Origin of the sequence: Pseudoxanthobacter sp., from assembly GCF_036822375.1 — a bacterium.
Taxonomy (GTDB): domain Bacteria; phylum Pseudomonadota; class Alphaproteobacteria; order Rhizobiales; family Segnochrobactraceae; genus Pseudoxanthobacter.
On record NZ_DAISHT010000006.1, the window covers coordinates 1 to 22,119 of the forward strand.

The 22,119-nt window shown below is 67.2% G+C and carries 21 protein-coding genes and 1 pseudogene; 18 read left to right on the plus strand and 4 right to left on the minus strand.

All coding sequences use genetic code 11. The annotated features are described in order from the left end of the window. Window positions 1-50: 50 nt before the first annotated feature. Window positions 51-1,352: a TIR domain-containing protein gene (locus V7067_RS01530; protein WP_334174106.1), complete on the minus strand. Its 1,302-nt coding sequence runs from the start codon at window positions 1,350-1,352 to the stop codon at window positions 51-53. A 393-nt stretch (window positions 1,353-1,745) separates the two neighbouring features. Beyond that, window positions 1,746-2,633 carry a helix-turn-helix domain-containing protein gene (locus tag V7067_RS01535; protein ID WP_334174107.1) on the minus strand — a complete coding sequence of 296 codons (888 nt, stop codon included), beginning with the start codon at window positions 2,631-2,633 and terminating at the stop codon, window positions 1,746-1,748. A gap of 66 nt (window positions 2,634-2,699) precedes the next feature. On the opposite strand from V7067_RS01535, the gene pobA reads away from it, so the two are divergent. The 4 genes from pobA (at window position 2,700) to V7067_RS01555 (ending at window position 7,541) form a co-directional block, all read left to right on the plus strand. Continuing rightward, the gene (pobA, locus tag V7067_RS01540) at window positions 2,700-3,869 is read left to right on the plus strand and encodes a 4-hydroxybenzoate 3-monooxygenase (protein ID WP_334174108.1); all 1,170 of its coding nucleotides are present in this window, start codon (window positions 2,700-2,702) and stop codon (window positions 3,867-3,869) included. Between the two features lie 236 nt (window positions 3,870-4,105). Further along, window positions 4,106-5,455: an MFS transporter gene (locus V7067_RS01545; RefSeq protein ID WP_334174109.1), complete on the plus strand. Its 1,350-nt coding sequence runs from the start codon at window positions 4,106-4,108 to the stop codon at window positions 5,453-5,455. 2 nt (window positions 5,456-5,457) lie between these two features. Next, window positions 5,458-7,176, plus strand: coding sequence for an FAD-dependent oxidoreductase (locus V7067_RS01550; protein ID WP_334174110.1), 1,719 nt, complete (start codon window positions 5,458-5,460; stop codon window positions 7,174-7,176). A 14-nt stretch (window positions 7,177-7,190) separates the two neighbouring features. Continuing rightward, window positions 7,191-7,541 carry an NIPSNAP family protein gene (locus tag V7067_RS01555; RefSeq protein ID WP_334174111.1) on the plus strand — a complete coding sequence of 117 codons (351 nt, stop codon included), beginning with the start codon at window positions 7,191-7,193 and terminating at the stop codon, window positions 7,539-7,541. A gap of 6 nt (window positions 7,542-7,547) precedes the next feature. On the opposite strand, the gene V7067_RS01560 is transcribed toward V7067_RS01555, so the two are convergent. Next, on the minus strand, window positions 7,548-8,033 hold the full coding sequence (locus V7067_RS01560; protein ID WP_334174112.1) for a MarR family transcriptional regulator: 486 nt from the start codon (window positions 8,031-8,033) through the stop codon (window positions 7,548-7,550). Window positions 8,034-8,221: 188 nt separating this feature from the next. Here V7067_RS01560 and V7067_RS01565 point away from each other — a divergent pair, with 188 nt between their 5' ends. From V7067_RS01565 to V7067_RS01620, 12 genes and pseudogenes are all read left to right on the plus strand, one after another. Next, a complete protein-coding gene (locus tag V7067_RS01565; RefSeq protein WP_334174113.1) occupies window positions 8,222-9,001 on the plus strand; it encodes an SDR family oxidoreductase in 780 nt (259 codons plus the stop codon). 109 nt (window positions 9,002-9,110) lie between these two features. Beyond that, window positions 9,111-10,016 (plus strand): LysR substrate-binding domain-containing protein, encoded by a 906-nt coding sequence (locus V7067_RS01570; protein WP_334174114.1) that lies wholly within the window; start codon window positions 9,111-9,113, stop codon window positions 10,014-10,016. A 104-nt stretch (window positions 10,017-10,120) separates the two neighbouring features. Continuing rightward, the gene (locus V7067_RS01575; RefSeq protein WP_334174115.1) at window positions 10,121-10,939 is read left to right on the plus strand and encodes a DUF1932 domain-containing protein; all 819 of its coding nucleotides are present in this window, start codon (window positions 10,121-10,123) and stop codon (window positions 10,937-10,939) included. A 59-nt stretch (window positions 10,940-10,998) separates the two neighbouring features. Further along, the gene (locus tag V7067_RS01580; RefSeq protein ID WP_334174116.1) at window positions 10,999-12,138 is read left to right on the plus strand and encodes a 4-oxalomesaconate tautomerase; all 1,140 of its coding nucleotides are present in this window, start codon (window positions 10,999-11,001) and stop codon (window positions 12,136-12,138) included. 86 nt (window positions 12,139-12,224) lie between these two features. Further along, the gene (locus V7067_RS01585) at window positions 12,225-13,604 is read left to right on the plus strand and encodes an MFS transporter (protein WP_334174117.1); all 1,380 of its coding nucleotides are present in this window, start codon (window positions 12,225-12,227) and stop codon (window positions 13,602-13,604) included. 42 nt (window positions 13,605-13,646) lie between these two features. Beyond that, complete coding sequence (locus tag V7067_RS01590; RefSeq protein ID WP_334174118.1) at window positions 13,647-14,675, plus strand: amidohydrolase family protein; 1,029 nt, start codon at window positions 13,647-13,649, stop codon at window positions 14,673-14,675. 35 nt (window positions 14,676-14,710) lie between these two features. Further along, window positions 14,711-15,394, plus strand: a complete 684-nt coding sequence (gene ligK, locus V7067_RS01595; RefSeq protein ID WP_334174119.1) for a 4-carboxy-4-hydroxy-2-oxoadipate aldolase/oxaloacetate decarboxylase — start codon at window positions 14,711-14,713, stop codon at window positions 15,392-15,394. Between the two features lie 13 nt (window positions 15,395-15,407). After that, entirely contained in the window at window positions 15,408-16,355 is a 948-nt protein-coding gene (locus V7067_RS01600) for an amidohydrolase family protein (RefSeq protein ID WP_334174120.1), read from the plus strand. A 3-nt stretch (window positions 16,356-16,358) separates the two neighbouring features. Continuing rightward, window positions 16,359-16,739, plus strand: a pseudogene (gene ligA / locus V7067_RS01605) (protocatechuate 4,5-dioxygenase subunit alpha); the annotation flags it as partial. Between the two features lie 73 nt (window positions 16,740-16,812). After that, complete coding sequence (locus tag V7067_RS01610) at window positions 16,813-17,667, plus strand: class III extradiol dioxygenase subunit beta (RefSeq protein ID WP_334174121.1); 855 nt, start codon at window positions 16,813-16,815, stop codon at window positions 17,665-17,667. Window positions 17,668-17,685: 18 nt separating this feature from the next. Then, entirely contained in the window at window positions 17,686-18,639 is a 954-nt protein-coding gene (locus tag V7067_RS01615; protein ID WP_334174122.1) for a Gfo/Idh/MocA family oxidoreductase, read from the plus strand. Between the two features lie 83 nt (window positions 18,640-18,722). Further along, window positions 18,723-19,736: an aldo/keto reductase gene (locus tag V7067_RS01620; RefSeq protein ID WP_334174123.1), complete on the plus strand. Its 1,014-nt coding sequence runs from the start codon at window positions 18,723-18,725 to the stop codon at window positions 19,734-19,736. Window positions 19,737-19,779: 43 nt separating this feature from the next. Here the strand turns inward: V7067_RS01620 and V7067_RS01625 are convergent, their stop codons facing one another. Further along, window positions 19,780-20,691, minus strand: a complete 912-nt coding sequence (locus V7067_RS01625; protein ID WP_334174124.1) for a LysR family transcriptional regulator — start codon at window positions 20,689-20,691, stop codon at window positions 19,780-19,782. Window positions 20,692-20,772: 81 nt separating this feature from the next. Here V7067_RS01625 and V7067_RS01630 point away from each other — a divergent pair, with 81 nt between their 5' ends. Then, on the plus strand, window positions 20,773-21,135 hold the full coding sequence (locus V7067_RS01630; RefSeq protein ID WP_334174125.1) for a protocatechuate 4,5-dioxygenase subunit alpha: 363 nt from the start codon (window positions 20,773-20,775) through the stop codon (window positions 21,133-21,135). Window positions 21,136-21,217: 82 nt separating this feature from the next. Continuing rightward, window positions 21,218-22,054: a class III extradiol dioxygenase family protein gene (locus tag V7067_RS01635; RefSeq protein ID WP_334174126.1), complete on the plus strand. Its 837-nt coding sequence runs from the start codon at window positions 21,218-21,220 to the stop codon at window positions 22,052-22,054. Window positions 22,055-22,119: the final 65 nt, after the last annotated feature.

Here is a 22,119-nt window from a genome sequence, read left to right on the forward strand (position 1 = left end):
CAGGTTGGGCCAGAGCTAACTTCAAACTGGATTAGGTCAGAGGGGCAACGTCAGGAGAAGAAGCCCGGCTGCGCGGTCGTATAGCGGATTGGTACGACGGAGTTGCTGCCGAACCGATCTCGAAAGTTGTCGCTCTCGAACTTGGTCCAAATCCGGGTCGGATAAGCCGGGCTCAGGAGGGCGACGACGTAATCGGCGTCCCGGCGGTAGATGGGACCGAGATACTCCTCCACATTCTTCGCTAGGATACGATACTGCTCGTCCTCGTCGTAAAACACCGACACCTCTCGATCGACCAAGATGTCTGTCAGCCGCTTGGCGGTGGCCCGGTCCGCGCCAGCAAAGGAGACCGCAAAATCGTATCGGCCTTTGAAGATGCCGGGCGGGAAACCGACTTGGCGAGTAAACTCCCGCCAGATCAGGTTCTTCAAGTAGAAGACAAGCTTTGGATCCTCAACGCTGAGAATTTCTGTCGATGGCTCGTAGTGGAAGTGCGGTTCGAACAAATGTTTCTTATCTGGATCGTTCAGAAGCGCGACCAAAAATCCCTTGTCGAGCACCTGGCCGATGCTCCCGCGATGAGTGGGGTTGGCCTTCAATGCTTCGCGGAGGTCAAGCGACCAATCATCGCCGTCAGCGAGCCAGCGAAGAATGTGCAGGTACGGAGCGCGCCCTTCGCGCCGAAGCTTAGAGCCCCGGGCGAACGCCAAAGCCGTCTCCTTGTAGAGGCGACCCAAATCGACCATCACTTCCTCAACCACCACGTCAAGCGGCAGATCAATCGTAGTGAGCTCCTCCTGCGTACTGTCGATCTGAGAAGATGCGCATAGACGGTGGCAGAGCAGCTGAGCGATCTGGAAGCTGCCCTTCGCCCGCCTAATGATCGACTCTTTCTCTTGAATATGAACGTGAAGCGCCTGTTCACCCCTCGTGATCAGCTCGGCGACTTTCTCGTCTGGATTGGCTTCCAGGCGGAAAACGTCGATGCGCAAGCCGAGGTCGGAAGCGAACTTCACCAGTTGCTGACCCGCCTTGTTGATCCCGATCAGGATCAACTTGGAGTTCTCGTCACCGGAGTCGGCTAGGATTTTCATGTGATCGGACAGGCTGGCTTTCACCTCGTCGTTGAGACGGTGGAAGTCGTCCACAATCACGGTGCCGACGTCGGCCATGGTCGGGAGAGCAGCGATATACTCGACATCGGCCGCCTGGCGCGCGCTCAGTGTCGTGGCCCCTCCGGGTATAGCGCCGGCTTCCTTCAGGTCCTTGATCACTCTTGTGACCGTCGTCGTCTTGCCGATGCCAGAGGGGCCCTCGATGACCAGACAGCGTCCTGGCGTCCGTATCGACACTTTAATCTCGTTATACCGAGCGGGCTCTACGAACGTGTACGTAGGCATCCCCGACAAGCAATAGACTTGCTCAAGCACTGCCGACACGCGATCATCCTCCTATTGAGCACTTGGATATTAACCAAAGATTGCGATCTGGCAAGCGTGCGGGCGAGGATTGTAACGGCTCGCAGCTATTTAAGGATCCAGAATTTCGAATTGGCCTGCTGTCGGTTTCGCGGACACCACCTTAAGGGAATTCGGCCATCCGTTTGAACTCTGCCGGGCTGGGGCAGCCGATCGTCGGGTGCTCGCGGTCCGGTTGTGGAAGTGTTCAATGTAGTCGAACACTTCGGCCGTAGCCACGCTGCGAGGCGGCCGGGCCGTGTGCGGGCGGCGCGCGGAGGTGGATGGTCAGTCCACAAACCGGGCGCGGTAGGCGGAGGGGGTTTCGCCGGTGCGGGCGCGGTAGCGGCGGGAGAAGTAGGGCGGGTCGCGGAAGCCGAGGCGGAAGCCGATTTCGGCGACGGGCAGGCGTGTGAAGGCGAGCAGGCGGCTCGCTTCGGTCATCACCGCCATTTCGATGTAGCGGGCGGCGCTCTGCCCGGTGGCGGTCTGGCAGATGCGGGTGAGGTGGCCGGGGGTGACGGCCAGTGCCGCTGCGTATTCGGCGACGCCCCAGCCGTCCGGGAGGTGCCGCGCCAGCAGGCGATCGAGGTCCAGAAGGCGGCGGTGGACCAGCGGCGAGACCTCGGCCGCCTCCTGAGCGGCGATTTCGGCGAGCGCGGCGAGAAGGCTCTGCGCCAGACCCGCCAGCAGCACCGCGCGGAACGGGCCGGAGCCGCGGAAAGCCGTGGCGATCTCGCCGGCCAGTGCCAGCACGCGCGGGTCGGCACGCCCGATGAACGGCCGCGCCAGCCGGGCGGCCAGTTCATCCGAACCCGTGACGATCGCCGAGACGATGGTGAGCGGGATCGACAGCACCAGCCCCTCGGCCCCCATGCGGAACGAGAAGCCGTGCACCGCCCGCACTGGCACGAACAGCACCATGCCATCGTCAAGCTGCCGGTCCGTGCCGTCGACGCGCACCCGCGCCTGCCCCTGATGCATCAGGAAGACCTGCACCATCTCGCGATGGCGGTGCGGGGCGATGACCCAGTCGTGCAGCCGCGCGCGGTCCCAGATCCGCTCGCAGTGGATGACATCGGGAAAGGCGCCGGTTTCGCCGAAGAGATTGAAGACCGGAATTTGCGACTGCAACACCATGCCTGAAAAGTACCATTCATTGCCGTATCCGTCCATTCGCGCGGAAGCCCCCGCGGGCTAGATCCGAACTCCGGGAGAAATCGCCAGAGCGGAGAAAATGGGATGAATACGCAGGTCGCAATCATCGGCGGCGGACCCTCGGGGCTGCTGCTGTCGCAACTGCTGAACCGCGCGGGCATCGCGACGGTGATTCTGGAGCGGGGCACCCGCGACCACGTGCTGTCGCGTATCCGGGCCGGCATTCTGGAGTGGGGCTCGGTGGAGATGATGCGCGAAGCCGGCGTCGGCGCGCGCATGGATGCCGAGGGCTTTCCCCACGACGGCACCTACATCACCGATGCCGACCTGATGGTGCATATCGATTTTCTGGCCCTGACCGGCAAGCGCGTGATGGTCTATGGCCAGACTGAGGTGACGCAGGACCTCTATCAGGCGCAGGATGCAATGGGCACGACCATCATCCACGGCGTGGAAGATGTGCGCATTCTCGATCTCGACGGTCCGCAGGCGGCGGTCGAATATACGGTGGGCGGCGAGCGCAAGCGGCTGACCTGCGCCTATGTCGCCGGCTGCGACGGTTTCCACGGCGTCAGCCGCAAGACCATTCCGGAGGAGAAGCGGCAGGCGTTCGAGCGTGTCTATCCCTTTGGCTGGCTTGGCATTCTGTCGCGCACGCCGCCGGTGAACGACGAGCTGATCTATGCCAACTCGCCGCATGGTTTTGCGCTGGCGTCCATGCGCAACGAGAATCTGGTGCGCTATTATGTGCAGGTTCCGCTGTCCGATACCGTTGAAGACTGGTCGGACGAGCGGTTCTGGGCCGAATTCAGCCGCCGTATTCCCGCTTCGGCGGCGGCGCGGCTGGTAACCGGGCCGTCCATCGAGAAGTCGATTGCACCGCTGCGCAGTTTCGTGTCGGAGCCGCTGCGCTGGGGGCGGCTGTTTCTGGTGGGCGATGCCGCGCACATCGTGCCCCCGACCGGCGCCAAGGGCCTGAACCTTGCGTTCTCGGATGTCTTCTATCTGCACCAGGCGCTCATCTCCGCTCTGAAGCGCGGCGACGAGAGCGGCATCGACCGCTATTCCGAGGTTGCGCTGCGCCGCATCTGGAAGGCGATGCGCTTCAGCTGGCAGATGACCATGATGCTGCATCGTTTCGACGGCGAGGACAACTTTGCGGCCCAGATGCGGCGGGCGACGCTGGCCCATCTGGCCGAATCGGAAACGGCCCGCCGCGATCTGGCCGAAAACTACGTCGGCCTGCCGTTCTGACCGGGCGGACCGGCGGCGCCGCAACCCGGCCCGCCGGTCCGCAATTGCCCGCGCCATTTTTTTGTTGCGACCGCAACAAAAGTGTTTGACGTCCGTCAATCTTCTGAATAAGCAATAATGCAAGGCACGCCGGAAAACGCGCGGCCAGAAGATAATCAAACGCAAGCAAAAGAAATGAGTCGCCGCAACTCTGCGGCGAACGCAAAATTTCATGCCTGCTTTACGGGATGGAAAACATGGCGCATTACGCATCGCAATCGGATGCAACGGAGTCGTCTGGCAATGAGCGCTGGACGCCCTTGCGGGTCACCATCATCGCCATTTGCTTTCTGCTGAATGCTCTCGACGGCATGGACATTGTCATCATGTCCTATGTCGCGCCGGTTCTGAAAGCGTCGTGGAATCTGACGCCGGAGGTTCTGGGCACCGTGTTCAGCGCTTCGCTTGCCGGCATGGCGATCGGCGGCCTGTTCATTGCGCCGCTGGCCGATAAATTCGGCCGCCGGCCGCTCATTGTCACCCTGCTGACGGTCATCACCCTCGCCATGCTGGCGAGCGGCATGGTGCGTAATGTCGAGGAACTGATCGTTCTGCGGACCATCATCGGCATGTCGGTCGGCGCTTTCCTCGCCAGCGTCACCACGATTGCGGCCGATTTCGCGCCGCGGCGGCAGCAGAACATGATCGTTGCCTTCGCGATTGCCGGCTACCCGCTGGGAGCGGTGCTGACCGGCCTTGCGGTTGCCCATGCGATGCCGGTCTGGGGCTGGCGGGCGATGCTGATGGGCGCGGGCGGCATTTCGCTCATCGTGCTGCCGGTGGTGGTGTTCGTGCTGCCGGAATCGATCGATTACCTGAAGCGCATCCAGCCCAGAGACGCGCTGGCGCGGCTCAACAGCCTGCTGCACCGGCTGGGCGAGCCGCCGCTCGCCGTGCTGCCGCCGCCGGCCGGCCGCCGGAAGGCCGCCGTCGCCGCGCTGTTCGCCGAGGGCCGCATGGCGGGCACCCTCTGCCTGTGGCTCGCCATCATCATGGGCTTCATGACCTTTTACTTCCTGGTGTCGTGGATCACCCAGCTTTCGGTGCAGGCCGGTCTTGCCGTCAGCAATGCGATCTATGCCGGGGCGCTGTTCAACCTTGGCGGCTTCATCGGCACGCTGGTGCTCGGCACGCTCAGTGCCCGGTTCGGGCTGCGGCCGGTCACCTGCGCGGCGATGATGGCGGGTGCGGTGGTCGTGGCGGCGTTCGGCTATGTCTCGGCCTCGCTGGCGGTCACACTGGCACTCGCCTTCTGCGTCGGATTTGCCACCAACGGCGGCTTCAATGCGTTCTATGCGCTCGCTGCCGCGCTCTATCCCTCCGAAATCCGCTCCACCGGCATCGGCTGGGCGATGGGGGTGGGCCGGCTCGGTGCGGTGGCGGGCCCGATGCTGGGCGGCATCCTGATCGGTCAGGGTCTCGGCCTTGCCGCTCTGCTGGTCGTGTTCGCCATTCCGCTTGTGATAGCCGGCACCGCTGCGCTGTTCGTGCAGCAGCGGGGCCCCTCTGCGGCGCCGCAGGTTGGCGGCCTCGTGAAAGGACTGTGAAGATGTCGCCCGGAAGCTCTTATGATGTCGTGGTCGTCGGCTCCGGTGCCGGCGGCCTGACCGCCGCCATCACGGCGAAGAAGAACGGCCTTTCGGTGGTCGTTCTGGAAAAGGCGCCGGTTTTCGGCGGCACCACAGCCTTTTCCGGCGGCGTGGCGTGGATCCCCGGCAATCCGCATTTCGAGGACAACGGCACGAAGGTCGACCGCGCCGCCGTTCACACCTACATGCGCCACGAAGCCGGCAATGGCTACCGGGCCGATTTCGTCGATGCCTATCTCGACTACGGCCCGGAAATGCTGCGCTTTCTGGAGCGCGAGACGGAGGTGAAGTTCGTTCCCACGCTCTATCCGGATTATCACCCGGAGGCGCCGGGCGGCGTGCAGATCGGCCGCTCGGTGACCGCTGCGGCCTATGACGGACGGCGGCTCGGCAGCGAACTGGCGCGTCTGCGCCCGCCGCTGAAGACGATCACCTTCATGGGGATGATGTTCAATTCCTCCAACAACGATCTCAAGCACTTCTTCAACTTCACCAAGTCACCGGTTTCGGCTGCCTATGTGACGAAGCGGCTTGCGGTGCACATGAGCCATCTCGCCCGGCACGGCCGCGGGGTGCAGCTCACCTCCGGCAACGCGCTGGCGGCGCGGCTGGCGAAATCGGCCTTCGATCTCGGCATCGAGATCGTCACCGAGGCGCCGGTGGTGGAACTGACGCGGCAGGACGGGCGCATCACGGGCGTCGTCGCCCGCATCGCGGGCACGCCGCAGCGCATTGCGGCGGTGCGCGGCGTGGTGCTGGCGGCCGGCGGCTTTGCGCGCGATGCCGCCCGCGTCGGCACGCTCTATCCCCATGTCGCGGCCGGCGGCACCCACTTCACCCCGGTTCCGGAAAGCAACACCGGCGACGGCATTGCTCTCGGCGAGGCTGCCGGCGGGCACCTTTCGGAGGGGATGCCGCATGCCGCCGCGTGGATGCCGGTTTCCCGCGTGCCGTTCCCGGATGGCGAGGTCGCTTTCCCGCATCTGGTCGACCGCTACAAGCCCGGCTTCATCATGGTCACGGCTTCGGGCCGGCGCTTCGTGAACGAGAGCGCCTCCTATCACGATGTCGGCGCGGCCATGATCGCCGCCTGTCAGGGCGGCCGCGAAACGGCGGCGTGGCTGATCGCCGATCACCGCACCGTGCGCAAATACGGCATCGGCTTCGTCAAGCCCTATCCGATGCCGCTCGGCCCGCACATCCGCTCCGGCTATCTGCGCCGCGGCCAGACCCTTGAGGATCTCGCCCGCCAGATCGGCGTCGACGCCGTGGCGCTGGCCGACGAGGTGCGCACTTACAACGAGGATGCGCGGCAGGGCCGCGACCGCAAATTCGGCCGCGGCACCTCCGGCTTCAACCGCTATCTGGGCGATGCCAACCACAAGCCGAACCCGAACGTCGCGCCGGTGGAGCGCGGGCCGTTCTATGCGCTGCGCATCGAGATGGGCGATCTCGGCACCTTCGCGGGCCTCGTCACCGATACGCAGGCCCGCGTTCTCGACGGGCAGGGCGCCCCGGTCGGCGGCCTCTATGCCGTCGGCAACGACGCTGCCTCCATCATGGGCGGGGCCTATCCGGGCGCCGGCATCACCATCGGCCCGGCCATGACGTTCGGCTATATCGCCGGTCTGGCCCTTGCCGGCCGCATCACCGCCGCTGCCGCGCAGAGCGCGGCATGACCGGGAGAAACGCCATGCTCACGGCCCCTGCCGGCCGCCCCCTCGTCAACCTGCGGCGCTACACCATCACGCCGCGGCGCATGGGGGAGTTTCTGGATGTCTTCGACCGGATGGCGATGCCGGTGCTGCTGGAAACTCTCGGTCCGCCGATCGGCTTCTATACCACCGTGATCGGCTCGCTGAATCAGGTCGTGCACCTGTGGGCCTATCGCGATTTCGCAGATATGGAGGCGCGCTGGAAGGCGCGCGACACCCATCCGCGCTTCGCGGACTATCTGAAGGCCTCCGGTCACCTGATCGTGGCGCAGGAAGATGAGGTGGTGCGGGCCGTGCCGCTGCCATCGCTGGCGGCAACGGCGGGCTGAGAGCGGTCAGCGCTCGCCCTGCGGTGCGTCCTGCGCGCGCTGCAGGGCATCGCTTTCCACCGCCGGCAGGTTGCCGATCAGCCGGTGGAAGAAGTCGAGCAGCTGTTCCACCTCGTCGGCGCTGAAGCCGGCGAGCAGTGCCTGCTCGCGGGCGCGCGCCACAGGCAGCACGGCCCGGTGCAGCGCCAGCCCCTCGGCGGTCAGGGCCGCCTCGCGGCGGCGGCGCCCGCCGTCGCGCATTTCCACGAGGCCGCGCTGTTCCATGCCAGACAGCGAGCGGCTGACGGAACTCTTGTCGAGGCCGATCGACTGCGCCATGGCAATGACATTCGACCACGGCTCGACGGCGAGATGGCAGAGAATCCGCCACTCAACCACGCCGATCCCGAATCGCCGGTGGTATTCCAGCGAGGCACCGGTGCCGAGGCGGCTCGAAAAGCTGGTGCTCAGCGCGCCGATGCAGCGGCGAAGGTCGAAGTGGTCCGATTGCATCCTGTCCTCTCGGGCGCAGCCGCGTTGCTGCGCCGTTCGTCTGGTCGGCAAAGGCCGGCAGGGTTTCCGCGCAGCGCTCGTCCGCGGGGGCCGGCCTCAGACTAAGCCGGTTGTGCGGCCGGTGTCATGTTGTTATCGCAACAAATACAACAGCCAAATCCAACAGCAAAGAGAAGTGAGGATAACCCATGGGCTGGCTGCAGCTTGATGGCAGAACGGTCGTCGTCACCGGAGCGGGCGGCGGCATCGGCATGGCGGTGGCGCGGGCGTTTGCGGCGGAGGGCGCGCGGGTCGTGCTGCTCGACCGCGAAGGCGGGGCGCTGCCGCAACTGGCGGCGGAGCTGGGCGGCGGCGCGGTTGCGATGACGTGCGACCTGTCGCAGCCCGATGAAATTGCCGCTGCCGCCGCCGCTGTGGAGGCGGATGGCGGGGCGGATGTGCTCGTCAACAACGCTGCCGTGCTGCGCCCGGCACCGCTCGCCGCGGTTTCGCAGGCCGACTGGTCGCAGATGCTCGCCGTCAACCTCACCGGCTGCCTGCTCGCCGCGCAGGCCTTCGGCCGCGGCATGCTGGAGCGCGGCCGCGGCGCGCTCGTCCACGTCAGTTCCATTGCCGCCAGCCAGCCGCAGCCGGCCAGCGGCGCCTACTCGCCCTCCAAGGCGGCGCTCACCATGCTGTCGCGTCAGCTTGCGGCGGAATGGGGCCCGCGCGGCGTGCGCTCCAACTGCGTCAGCCCGGGGCTGGTGGAAACGCCGATGTCGGCGAAGTTCTATGCCGATGCCGACGTGCGGGCGCGGCGTGAGGCGATGGTGCCGCTGCGGCGCATCGCGACACCGGCGGACATGGCCGACGTGGCGCTGTTTCTGGCCTCCGACCGCGCGGCCTATGTGACCGGGCAGGAAATCGTCGTCGACGGCGGCCTGTCGCAGAGCCTGATGGGTCTGGTGCCGCGCCCGGGCTTTTCCTGAGCCGGGCCGCCGGCCGGCCTCGACGCCGGCGCGGCGCAATGGGATGATCGCCCGGTTGTGGCAGCCCCGCCGCGAAGCGGCGGGCGCATCTTCCGGGAGCGCAGGCGTCGTGCGGATCGACTTCCTCGGTGTCGAGGCCTTTCTCAGCATTGCCGAACGCGGCAGCTTCCAGCGGGCTGCCACGCACCTGAACCTGTCGCAGACGGCGCTGAGCCACCGCATCCGCAAGCTGGAGACGGACCTCGGCGTCAAGCTCTTCACCCGTACCACCCGTCAGGTTTCGCTGACGCCGGCCGGCGCCGAACTGCTGCCCGGCGCGCGGGAGATGCTGCAGAACCTGACGGCTTCCTACGAGGCGCTGAAGGTGCGCGGACAGGAGCGGCAGAAGCGGCTGGCGTTCGGCTGCCTGCCGACCATCGCCACCTACCGGCTGCCGCCGCTGCTGGCGGCGTTCTCGCGCCTGCAGCCGGATATCTCCGTTCAGATCCACGATAATTCGGCCAACGAGATTGCCACGCTCGTCAACAGCGGCGAGGCGGAGTTCGGCATCACCGTGCTGTCGGCGGCGCGCTGGGATCTGGAGATGAAGCCGCTCATGAAAGAGCGCTATCTGCTGCTGTGCCCGGAAGACCACCCGCTCGCCCGGCGCGAGGCCGTGGGCTGGAGCGATATCGAGGGCGAGCCGCTGGTGCGCATCAGCCCGCAGGCCTCCAACCGCACCATTCTCGACGCGGCGCTCGGCAGCCGGCGCGAGCACATGTGGTGGCGCTACGAGGTGCAGCACCTCGCCACCGCCGTCAGTCTCGTTGCCGCGCGCGTGGCGCTGACGGTGGCACCCAGCCTGTCCGTCGACCCCGCCGGCACGCCCGGCGTGCGCACCGTCGCCATCCGCAATCCCACCGTCAGCCGCACCCTCGGCCTCGTCATGCGGCGCGGCTATCCGCTCTCCGATGCGGCGGGCCTGATGCTCGACCTGATCCGCCGCGATCTCGGCGACCGCGAGGGCGAGGACTGAGCCGCAGCGCGTTCGGTGAATTTCTTTCATGAGAGCTGCCATTCTTGTCATTTGAAATCATCTGAGCGGACCGACACTTTCTCCCCCGGACAAGGGAGCGGAACGTGTCGGAGATTCACGCAATCGCATTCATCGGCTATGGCGAGGTCGGCACGCTGTTCGCCCGTCAGTTGCAGGCCGTTCGCCCGCTGGCCGTTGCCGCCTACGACATCAAGCTCGATGCGGACCAGACGGCGGCGCCGCTGCGCACCGTTGCCGCCGCCGATGGCGTGCGTCTGGCCGCCAGCGCGGCGGAGGCGGCTGCGGGCGCCGATGTGGTGTTTTCCGCGGTTACCGCCGATCAGGCCGAAAGCGTGGCGCTGGCCGCCCGCGCGTGGCTGAAGCCCGGCCAGATGCTGTTCGACGTCAATTCCGCCTCGCCGGCCACCAAGGCGCGCGCCGGCGCGGCGCTGGCCGCCGCCGGGCTCGATTATGTCGAAGGCGCGGTCATGGCGCCGGTGGCGGTGCCGGGCATCCGGGTGCCGGTGCTCTCCGGCGGCGCGCGCGCCGCTGCGCTGACGGAGGCGCTCAACGCCTGCGGCATGAACATCCGGGCCGTCTCCGGGACCATCGGCCGGGCCTCGGCCACCAAGCTGTGCCGCTCGATCATGATCAAGGGCATCGAGGCGCTGATCATCGAGAGTGCGGCCGCCGCGGCGCAGTGGGGCGTTTCCGACGATGTGTTCGCCTCGCTTAACGCCACCTTCCGCGATGCCGACTGGGCCGAACTCGCCCCGCTGATGGATCAGCGCGTGGCCCGCCACGGCGTGCGCCGCGCGGCCGAGATGCGCGAGGCGGCGGCCATGCTGGCCGATATGGGCCGCCCCGGCGATCTCGCGCTGGCGGTGGCCGCGGCCCACGCCCGGCGCGCCGGCAGCAAGTGAACCGCGGGGCCGCCGTGGCCCGCGCGGGAAACGACAAAAAACGACCGGGAGGCACGACCATGCCCGCAAGCACCCAGACCGCCGTTCCGTGCATCCTGATGCGCGGCGGCACCTCCAGAGGTCCGTTCTTCCGCGAGGCGGACCTGCCGGCCGACATCGCCACCCGCGACCGGGTGCTGCTGGCCGTGATGGGGTCGCCCGATGCCCGCCAGATCAACGGGCTGGGCGGCGCCCACCCGCTGACCAGCAAGGTCGGCATCGTGCGGCCGGGCCGGGAGCCGGGCGTTGATCTCGATTTCCTGTTTGCCCAGCTGCAGCCGGCCAGAGACACCGTCGACACCACGCCGAACTGCGGCAACATGCTGGCCGCCGTGGTGCCCTTCGCCCTTGAGACCGGCATGGTGGCGCCGCGGGGCGAAACCAGCACCTTCCGCGTGCTGACCCTCAACACCGGCATGGCGGCGGATATTACCGTGCGCACCCCCGGCGGGGCGGTGGAGTATGAAGGCGAAGCGCGCATCGACGGTGCGCCGGGCACGGCCGCCCCGGTCGATATCGCCTTTCTCGACACGGCCGGCTCGGTCTGCTCCGGCCTGCTGCCCACGGGCCGGGTGCGCGACACCATCGCCGTGGAAGGCGAGGGCTTTGCGCCGTTCTCCGTGGATGTCACCTGCATCGACAACGGCATGCCGCTGGTGATCTTCCATGCCGCCGCGCTCGGGCGCACCGGCTATGAGAGCGTGGCCGATCTCAACGCCGACACCGAACTGAAGACAAAGGTCGAGGCGCTGCGGCTGAAGGCGGCGCTGGCCATGGGGCTCGGCGACGTCTCGGCGGCCAATTATCCGAAGATGACGCTGATCGCGCCGCCGCGCGCCGGCGGCGCCATCTCCACCCGCAGCTTCATTCCCCATGTCTGCCACGATGCCATCGGCGTTCTGGCGGCGGTGACGGTGGCCACGGCCTGTGTGCTGCCGGGCTCGGTGTGCGAGGGGCTGGCGACGGTGCCGGAAAGCCTGACGCCGACGGTCTCGGTGGAGCATCCGACCGGCGAATTCAGCGTGACGCTGGAGCGCGATGCCGAAGACCCGACGCGCGTGCACAAGGCGGCGCTGCTGCGCACGGCCCGCGCGCTGATGCGCGGCGAGGCCCTCGTGCCGCGCTCCGTGTGGGACGGTGCCGGCACAGCCGGCGCGTGAACGGACAGATCCCATTCATAAAACAACAAGACGCCCGGACCGGCCGAAAAGGCTGGCCGAAGGCGCCCTATCAAAGGGAGGCCCCAATGGCCGCGGCTGACGAGCGGACGATCGATGTCCGCACCTTCATCGACGGGCAACCGTTCTCCGGCTTTCAGTGGATGATCTTCGCGCTGTGCGTCGCCATCGTCCTGCTGGATGGCTTCGATACGGCCGCCATCGGCTATATCGCGCCCTCGCTGATCGGCGAGTGGAACATTGCCAGACCGGATCTGGCGCCGGTTCTGAGTGCGGCGCTGTTCGGGCTGGCCGGCGGGGCGCTGTGCTCCGGCCCGCTTGCCGACCGGTTCGGCCGCAAGCTGGTGCTGCTGGCGGCCGTGGCGGTGATGGGCGTGGCGAGCCTTGCGGCCGCCTTTTCCCACGACCTGACGGCGCTGGTGATCTGGCGTTTCGTCACCGGTCTCGGCCTTGGTGCCGCCATGCCCAACGCAGTGACACTGACGGCGGAATATTGCCCGGAAAAGCGCCGGGCGCTGGTGACCAACACCATGTTCTGCGGCTTTCCGCTGGGGGCGGCGGTGGGCGGCTTTGTGGCGGCGTGGATGATCCCCCACTTCGGCTGGCGCAGCGTGCTGGCGGCCGGCGGCGTGGTGCCTCTGGTGCTGGTGGTGCTGATGGCGCTGCTGCTGCCGGAATCGGTGCGCCATCTGGCCAGCCACGGCGCCCCGGCGGAGAAGATCCGCCGCATTCTCAGCCGGATCTCGGCCTCTGCCCGCACCGCCACCCGTTTCGTGCTCGACGAGGGCGCCGGCGCGGCGGCCCCGGTAAAGGCCTCGGCCGGGCGCGGCATCGCCGTGGTGTTTTCCGGCCATTACCTGCTCGGCACGCTGTGCCTGTGGGTGGCCTATTTCATGGGACTGGTCATCTTCTACGGTCTCATCAACTGGATGCCGATCATCCTGCGCGACAGCGGCATCTCGCCGACGCAGGCGACGCTGATCTCGGCGCTGTTCCCGCTCGGCGGTTTCGGCGCCATCCTCACCGGCTGGCTGATGGACCGCTTCCAGGCCGACCGCGTCGTCGCCCTCGGCTTCCTGCTGACTGCCGGCGCCGTCTATGTCATCGGCCAGGCGGTCGGTCAGGTCGGGCCGCTCACGCTCACGGTGTTCGTGGCCGGCACGGTCATGAACACGGCGCAGTCGTCGCTGCCGGCCCTTGCCGCCATGTTCTACCCCACGCAGGGTCGCGCCACCGGCGTTGCCTGGATGCTCGGTGTCGGCCGGTTCGGCGGCATCGCCGGTTCGTTCCTCGTGGCCGAACTGGGCCGGCGGGCCCTTGGCGTGGAAACGGTGTTTCTGGTCATGGCCGTGCCCGCCCTCATCGCTGCCGCCGCCATCTTCATCAAGGCGGCGCTCGGTCCGCGGCCGGATGCCGCCGTCGGGCGCGCGGTCTCTCTCGGCCACTGAGCCGGCCCTTCCGAACATCCCCGCTATCGTCAGGTTCGTTCCATGATTATCGATTGTCACGGCCACTACACGACGGCGCCGAAGGCGCTGGAGGAATGGCGCAACCGGCAGATCGCCGGTATCAAGGATCCCTCGCAGGCCCCGCGCGTCAGCGAACTGAAGATCTCCGACGACGAACTGCGCGAAACCATCGAGCAGAATCAGCTGCGGCTGATGCGCCAGCGCGGCAGCGATCTCACCATCTTCTCGCCGCGTGCCTCGTTCATGGCCCATCACATCGGCGATTTTCAGGTCTCTTCCACCTGGGCGGCGATCTGCAACGAACTGTGCTACCGCGTCTCGCAGCTGTTCCCGGAAAACTTCATCGGCGCGGCCATGCTGCCGCAGAGCCCCGGCGTCGATCCGGCGACCTGCCTGCCGGAACTGGAAAAGTGCGTCCGCGATTATGGCTTCGTCGGCATCAACCTCAACCCCGATCCTTCCGGCGGCCACTGGACCAGCCCGCCGCTGACCGACCGGCTGTGGTATCCCGTCTATGAGAAGATGGCGGAACTGGACATCCCGGCGATGGTCCATGTCTCCACCAGTTGCAACGCCTGCTTCCACACCACCGGCGCCCACTACATCAACGCCGATACGACCGCGGTGATGCAGCTCATTCAGGGCGATCTGTTCCGCGACTTCCCGACCCTGCGCTTCGTCATTCCCCATGGCGGCGGCGCGGCGCCCTATCACTGGGGTCGCTATCGCGGGCTGGCGCAGGAAATGAAGAAGCCGCTTCTGAAGGACCACATCCTGAAGAACGTGTTCTTCGATACCTGCGTTTACCATCAGCCGGGCGTCAACCTGCTGACCTCCGTCATTCCGGTTGAGAACATCCTGTTCGCGTCCGAGATGATCGGTGCGGTGCGCGGGGTCGATCCGGAGACCGGGCACTATTACGACGACACCAGACGCTATATCGAAGCGGCCCGCAACCTGACGGACGACGACCGTTACCGCATCTACGAAGGCAACGCACGGCGGGTCTATCCGCGCCTCGATGCCGCGCTGAAGGCCGCGGGCCGTTGAGCCTCGCCGGCGGAGAAAGACGAAAGGAAACGTCCATGACTGAACTGGGCATCGTCAGGCGTAACATCGAACGGGCACCGGCGGATGCGGCGGACGCGCTCGCCCGCTTCGGATCGGCCACCGTTCACGAGGCCATGGGCCGGCTCGGGCTGATGAAGCCCTATATGCGGCCGGTGTGGTCCGGGTCGCCGGTCGGAGGCACGGCGGTGACCGTGCTGCTGCACCCCGGCGACAACTGGATGATGCATGTGGTGGCCGAGCAGATCCGCCCGGGCGACATCGTGGTTGCCGCCATCACCGCCGAATGCACCGACGGCTATTTCGGCGACCTGCTCGCCACCTCCTTCATGGCGCGCGGCGCCCGCGCGCTGGTCATCGATGCCGGCGTGCGCGATGTCACCACGCTGAAGGAGATGGGCTTTCCGGTGTGGAGCAAGTGCATCAGCGCCAAGGGCACCATCAAGGCGACGCTCGGCTCGGTGAACGTGCCGGTGGTGTGCGCCGGCGCGCTGGTCAACCCGGGCGATGTGGTGGTGGCCGACGACGACGGCGTGGTGGTGGTGCCGGCGGCCCTCGCCCGCAAAACCGCCGAGGCGGCCGCCCGGCGCGAGGCGCTTGAGGCGGAAAAGCGCGCCACGCTGGCCGCCGGCGTGCTGGGCCTCGACATGTATCAGATGCGCGGACCGCTGGAGAAGGCGGGGCTGCGCTATGTCGACTGAGGGAGCCGCATCCGTGACCACGACCCTCTCGCGGCCGGTTTCCGGCCCCTTCGAGAAAACGCCCGGCTGGCTGGACTGGTATGACGGCCCGGCGAAGCCGGCCTTCGTGCTGCCCGCCGGGGCGGTCGATGCCCATTGCCATGTGTTCGGGCCGGGGGCTGAGTTCCCCTATGCGCCGGAACGCAAGTACACCCCGTGCGATGCCGGCAAGGCCGATCTTTTCGCCCTGCGCGACCGGCTCGGCTTTACGCGCAATGTCGTGGTGCAGGCGACCTGCCACGGCGCCGACAATGCGGCGATGGTCGATGCCTGCCTGTCGTCCGGCGGGCGGGCGCGGGGCGTGGCCACGGTGCGCCGTTCGGTCAGCGATGCGGAGCTGGAGCGGCTGCATGCCGCCGGCGTGCGCGGCGTGCGCTTCAATTTTGTCCGGCGGCTGGTCGATTTCACGCCGAAGGACGAACTGATGGAGATCGCCGGCCGCATCGCCCGCCTCGGCTGGCATGTGGTGATCTATTTCGAGGCCGCCGATCTGGAAGGGCTGTGGGATTTCTTCACCGCCCTGCCGACCACTGTGGTCGTGGACCACATGGGCCGTCCGGACGTGACGAAGCCGGTGGACGGGCCGGAGTTCGGGCTGTTCCTGCGCTTCATGCGCGAGAACCCGAACGTGTGGAGCAAGGTGAGCTGCCCGGAGCGGCTTTCCGTGACCGGCCCGAAGGCGCTTGGCGGCGAGCGCGCGCCCTACCGCGATGTGGTGCCCTTTGCGGCGCGGGTGGTGGCGGAGTTCCCCGACCGCGTGCTGTGGGGCACCGACTGGCCCCATCCGAACCTGAAGGATCACATGCCGGATGACGGCCTGCTGGTCGACTTCATTCCCGCCATCGCCCCGACCGCCGCGCTTCAGCGCAAGCTGCTGGTCGAAAACCCGATGCGCCTCTACTGGCCCGAGGAAGCTGTCTGAGCCATGTCTCTGGAAAAACCCTATCTGGATGTGCCCGGCACCACCATCTTCGACGCCGATCAGGCGCGCGAGGGCTACTGGCTGAACCAGTTCTGCATGTCGCTGATGAAGGCGGAGAACCGGACCCGCTTCAAGGCCGGCGAACGCGCCTATCTCGACGAATGGGCGATGACCGAGGACCAGAAGCAGGCGGTGATGGCGCGCGACCTCAACCGCTGCATCGCGCTCGGCGGCAACATCTATTTCCTCGCCAAGATCGGCGCCACGGACGGCGCCAGCTTCCAGCAGATGGCCGGCTCCATGACCGGCATGACCGAGGAAGAATACCGCGCGATGATGCTGGCCGGCGGCCGCTCCGTCGCCGGCAACCGTTATCTCGGCGAGGACGGCGATGCCCAGCCGCACCGCCAGCCGCAGGGCCGCGCCGGCGAAGCCGCGCGGAAGGGAGACGCCTGAGATGGCCCGCATTACCGCTTCTGTTTATACATCCCATGTTCCGGCCATCGGCGCGGCGCTCGATCTCGGCAAGAGCGGCGAGCCCTACTGGCAGCCGCTGTTCGCCGGCTACGAGCCCTCCAAGGCGTGGATGAAGGAGAACACGCCGGACGTGATCTTCCTCGTCTATAACGACCACGCCAATGCCTTCAGCCTCGACCTGATCCCCACCTTCGCCATCGGCACGGCGGCTTCCTATCAGCCGGCCGACGAGGGCTGGGGGCCGCGGCCGGTGCCGGCGGTGGAAGGCCACCCCGCGCTTGCCGCCCACATCGCCCAGTCGGTGATCCAGCAGGATTTCGATCTGACGGTGGTGAACGCCATCGATGTCGACCATGGCCTGACGGTGCCGCTCAGCCTGATGTTCGGTCAGCCGGAAGCCTGGCCCTGCAAGGTCATCCCGTTCGCGGTCAACGTGGTGCAATATCCGGTGCCGTCGGGGGCGCGCTGCTTTGCGCTGGGGCAGGCGATCCGCCGCGCGGTGGAAAGCTTCGAGGAGCCGCTCAAGGTGCAGATCTGGGGCACCGGCGGCATGAGCCACCAGCTTCAGGGTGCCCGCGCCGGCCTCATCAATGCCGACTGGGACAACGCCTTCCTCGATCGCATCATTGCCGACCCGGTCGGCCTTTCGCAGGTGCCGCACATCGAATATGTCCGCGAGGCCGGTTCGGAAGGCATCGAACTGGTGATGTGGCTGATCGCCCGCGGGGCCATGTCCGATATCGCCGGCGGTCCGCCGCCGAAGGTGCTCCACCGTTTCTTCCACGTGCCGGCGTCGAACACGGCCGTCGGCCATCTCATTCTCGAAAATGGCTGATCCGAGGACATTCCTGTCATGACCAAGCCCCTCAAAGTCGCTCTCGCCGGGGCCGGCGCCTTCGGCATCAAGCATCTCGATGCCATCGCCGGGATCGACGGCGTCGATGTGGTTTCGATCGTCTCGCGGGATCTGGAAAAGACCCGCGCGGTGGCCGGAAAATACGGCATCGCCCATGCCACGACGACCCTCGACGAGGCTCTGGCGCTGCCTGAGCTCGACGCGGTGATCCTGTGCACCCCGACCCAGATGCACGCCGCGCAGGCGATGGCCTGCCTGAAGGCCGGCAAGCACGTGCAGACGGAGATTCCGCTGGCCGACAGCCTGGCCGACGCCCGGGCGGTGGTGGCGCTGCAGAAAGAAACCGGCCTCGTCGCCATGTGCGGCCACACCCGCCGCTTCAACCCCTCGCACCAGTATGTGCACCGGCGGATCGCGGCGGGCGAGTTCAACGTCCAGCAGATGGATGTGCAGACCTATTTCTTCCGCCGCACCAACATGAACGCCCTCGGCCAGCCGCGCAGCTGGACCGACCACCTGCTGTGGCACCACGCCGCCCACACCGTGGATCTGTTCGCCTATCAGGCCGGCAGCCCCATCGTGAAGGCCAATGCCATTCAGGGGCCGATCCATCCGGTGCTCGGCATCGCCATGGATATGTCGATCCAGCTCAGGGCGGAGAACGGCGCCATCTGCACTCTGTCGCTGTCGTTCAACAACGAAGGGCCGCTCGGCACCTTCTTCCGCTATATCGGCGACACCGCCACCTACATTGCCCGCTACGACGATCTCTACACCGGCAAGGACGAGCAGATCGACGTCTCCGGGGTCGATGTCTCGATGAACGGCATCGAGCTGCAGGACCGCGAGTTCTTCGCCGCGATCCGCGAGGGCCGCGAGCCGAATGCCTCGGTGGCGCAGGTGCTGCCGTGTTACGAAGTGCTCGACGCGCTGGAAAAGCAGCTGGCGTGAGCCGGACAACCGCGCGGCGACGGCCCCGGCGTCCCCTTGGACCCGGGGTTCGCCGCCGTGCCCGACGGGCGGGAGAAACGACGATGCGACGCAGGATCGGGCCGTTTACGGTCGGGGCCATCGGCCTCGGCTGCATGAATCTCAGCCATGCCTACGGGGCCCCGCTGGGGGTGGCTGCGGGCGAGCGGGTTCTCGCGGCCGCCATCGATGCCGGCGTCGATCATTTCGACACGGCCGCGCTCTATGGCTTCGGCGCCAACGAGACGCTGGTGGGGCGGATGCTGCGGCCCTACCGCCAGCGCATCACGCTCGCCAGCAAGGGCGGCATGGCCGGGGCGGCGGGCGAGGACGGCGTGATGCGCCGCGTCATCGACGGCCGGCCGGAAGCGCTGGTGCGCAACTGCGAAGACAGCCTGCGCCGGCTCGGCACCGATGTCATCGATCTCTATTACCTGCACCGCTTCGACAAAAAGGTACCCGTCGAGGACAGCGTCGGGGCGCTGAGCGATCTGGTGCAGCGCGGTCTGGTGCGCACCATCGGGCTTTCCGAGGTTTCCGCCGAAACCCTGCGCCGGGCACACCGGGTGCATCCGGTGACGGCGGTGCAGAGCGAATATTCGCTGTGGTCGCGCAATCCGGAAATCGCGGTTCTGGCAGAAGCCCGCGCGCTGGGCGTCGCCTTCGTGGCGTTCAGCCCGCTGGCCCGCGGCTTCCTCACCGGCACACTGACCGATGTCACCGGGTTCGATGCCCGCGACATCCGCCGCGCGATGCCGCGCTTTGCGCCGGAGACCTATCCGCGCAACCTCGCGCTGCTCGATCCGTTCCGCGCACTGGCGGACGAGGCCGGCTGCACGCCGGCGCAGCTCGCGCTGGCATGGGTTCTGGCGCAGGGCGAGGAGATCGTGGCCATCCCCGGCACGACCAGCCCGGCCCACCTTGCCGAGGATCTCGGCGCGGCCGCCGTCGTGCTGCCGGCCGGCATGGCGGAGCGCCTGTCGGCGCTGTTTGCGCCGTCGGCCATTGCCGGGCCGCGCTACAACGCGCCGACCCAGAGCGAAATCGACACGGAAGAATTTCCCGCCTCCGGCGTGTGAGGCCGGGGCGTGTGCTGCAGCGTGCCGGCCGTTACCGCCCGCCTCAGCCGACGCGGGCGGCAACAGCGCGCGCGGCGGCCTCGATCTCGCCGCGGATCCAGCGGTGCGCCGGATCGGCCTGCCGGTGCCGGCTCCAGATCATGAACATCGGCATGGTCGGGCAGGGGACCGGCGGCGGCACGCTGGCAAGGGCGCGGAACAGGCTGAGCCGCAACAGCCCCGGCGCGGTCACGATCAGGTCCGTGCCGGCGACGAATGACGGCAGTGCCGAGAAGCCCGGCACCGTCACGGCGAACCGGCGCCGCAGGCCCCGTTCCGCCAGCCGGGTGTCGATGTCGAGCATCCGGCGCGGCTCGTAGACCACCGTGGCGTGGAGGGCGTCGAGATAGGCCGCCGTCGTCAGCGGCGGCTCCCGCACGGCGGCATCGAAGAACACCCGGTAACGGTCGTCGAACAGCTTTTTCTGCATCAGGTCGGCCGTTTCCGGCGGCCGCGGGCTGACGATCAGGTCGGCTCCGCCCTCGCGCAGCATGTCCGCGGTCGGCACATTGGACGGGATGATGTGCAGACACACGCCCGGCGCCGCCCCGTGCAGCCGCAGCGCCAGCGCCGGCAGCAGCGCCTCGCGCTGGAAGTCGTTGGCGGCGATGGTCACGGTGCCGCGCCAGCGTGACGGCTCGAACGCCTCCGGCGCCGGAAACCGCTCCAGATCGCGCAGCAGCCCCCGCGCCCGCTCCGCCAGCAGCAGGGCGTGCGGCGTGGGCTGGATGCCGCGCCCGGCGCGCACGAACAGCTCGTCGCCGGCAATCCCCCGCAGTTTCTGCACCATGTGGCTGACGGCCGACTGCGTCACGCCCAGCGCATCGGCTGCCGCCGTGACCGAGCCGGTTTCCACCACCGCAACGAGGATGCGCAGCAGGCGGGCGTCGAGATCCAACCAATCGAAATCGCTCATGACACACATGATGATGCAGGCGTTTTTCCGCTGCAATCGGAATGGGACAAAGGGGGCAGCCCAGCAGACAGGGAGAGAAACATGTCTCAGCAGGATAACCCGATTTACGGGACCACGCTGTTCAACGGAAATCAGGCAATGAAGGGATATGCACTCAACAGGATGTGCTTTTCCTTCAATGAAGAGGCCAGCCGCCAGCGTTTCCATGCCGATGAGGAAAGCTACATGCGGTCCTACCGGCTGAATGAGGAACAGGCGGAAGCGGTGCGCACCCGCAATGTGCTGGCCCTGATCGCGGCGGGCGGAAATATCTACTACCTCGCCAAGTTCGCCGGCATCCTCGGCCTCGATGTTCAGGACCTCGGCGCCCAGCAGACCGGCATGACCAAGGACGCCTTCAAGGCCCGCCTTCTGGAACAGGCCCGGCAGCCGGAAACCGTCTGACCGGCCGCGCCCGCGGCCCGACACCATCCGGGTGCGGTCCGGCCGGACCGGCCCCCGCAACAGCGATCACGAGGAAACCCCCATGGCCCGAATCATCGGCGGACTGACCACCTCTCACGTGCCGGCCATCGGCCGCGCCATCGAGAAGGAATTGCAGAGCGATCCCTACTGGAGCCCGTTCTTCGACGGCTTCGCGCCCGCCCACCGGTGGCTGGCAGAGCAGCAGCCCGATGTCGCGGTCGTTTTTTATAACGACCATGGCCTGAATTTTTTCCTCGACAAGATGCCCACCTTCGCTATCGGCGCGGCCGCTGAATATCAGAACGCCGACGAGGGCTGGGGCATTCCCACCGTGCCGCCGGTGGCCGGGGTGCCGGAACTGTCCTGGCATATCGTCGACCATCTGGTGGAAAACGAGTTCGATATCGTCACCTGCCAGGAGATGCTGGTCGATCACGCGGCGACGCTGCCGCTGAAGCTGTTCTGGCCGAACGGCGGCGGGCCGAAGGCCATCGTGCCGGTGCATATCAACACCGTGCAGTTCCCGCTGCCCAGGGCCTCGCGCTGTCTGGCGCTCGGCCGGGCCATCGGCGAGGCGGTGGCGCGCTGGCAGAGCGATGCCCGCGTGGTCATGATCGGCTCGGGCGGCCTCAGCCATCAGCTCGACGGCGAACGCGCCGGTTTCATCAACAAGCCGTTCGATCTCGCCTTCATGCGCAGTCTGGTGGAAGACCCGGACTGGACCGCGCGCTACAGCATCCGCGATCTGGTCGAGCAGGTCGGCACGCAGGGGGTGGAACTGCTGAACTGGCTGGCGGCCCGCGCCGCCGTGCCGGGCGCCGTGCGGCAGGTGCACGCCAATTATCACATCCCCATCAGCAACACCGCCGCCGGCATGATGGTGCTGGAAGCGGCCTGAGCGCCGCAACCGGCCGTCCCGCGGCCAGCGCAATGGCAGATGCGACCGAACCGCCGGCAGGGCCC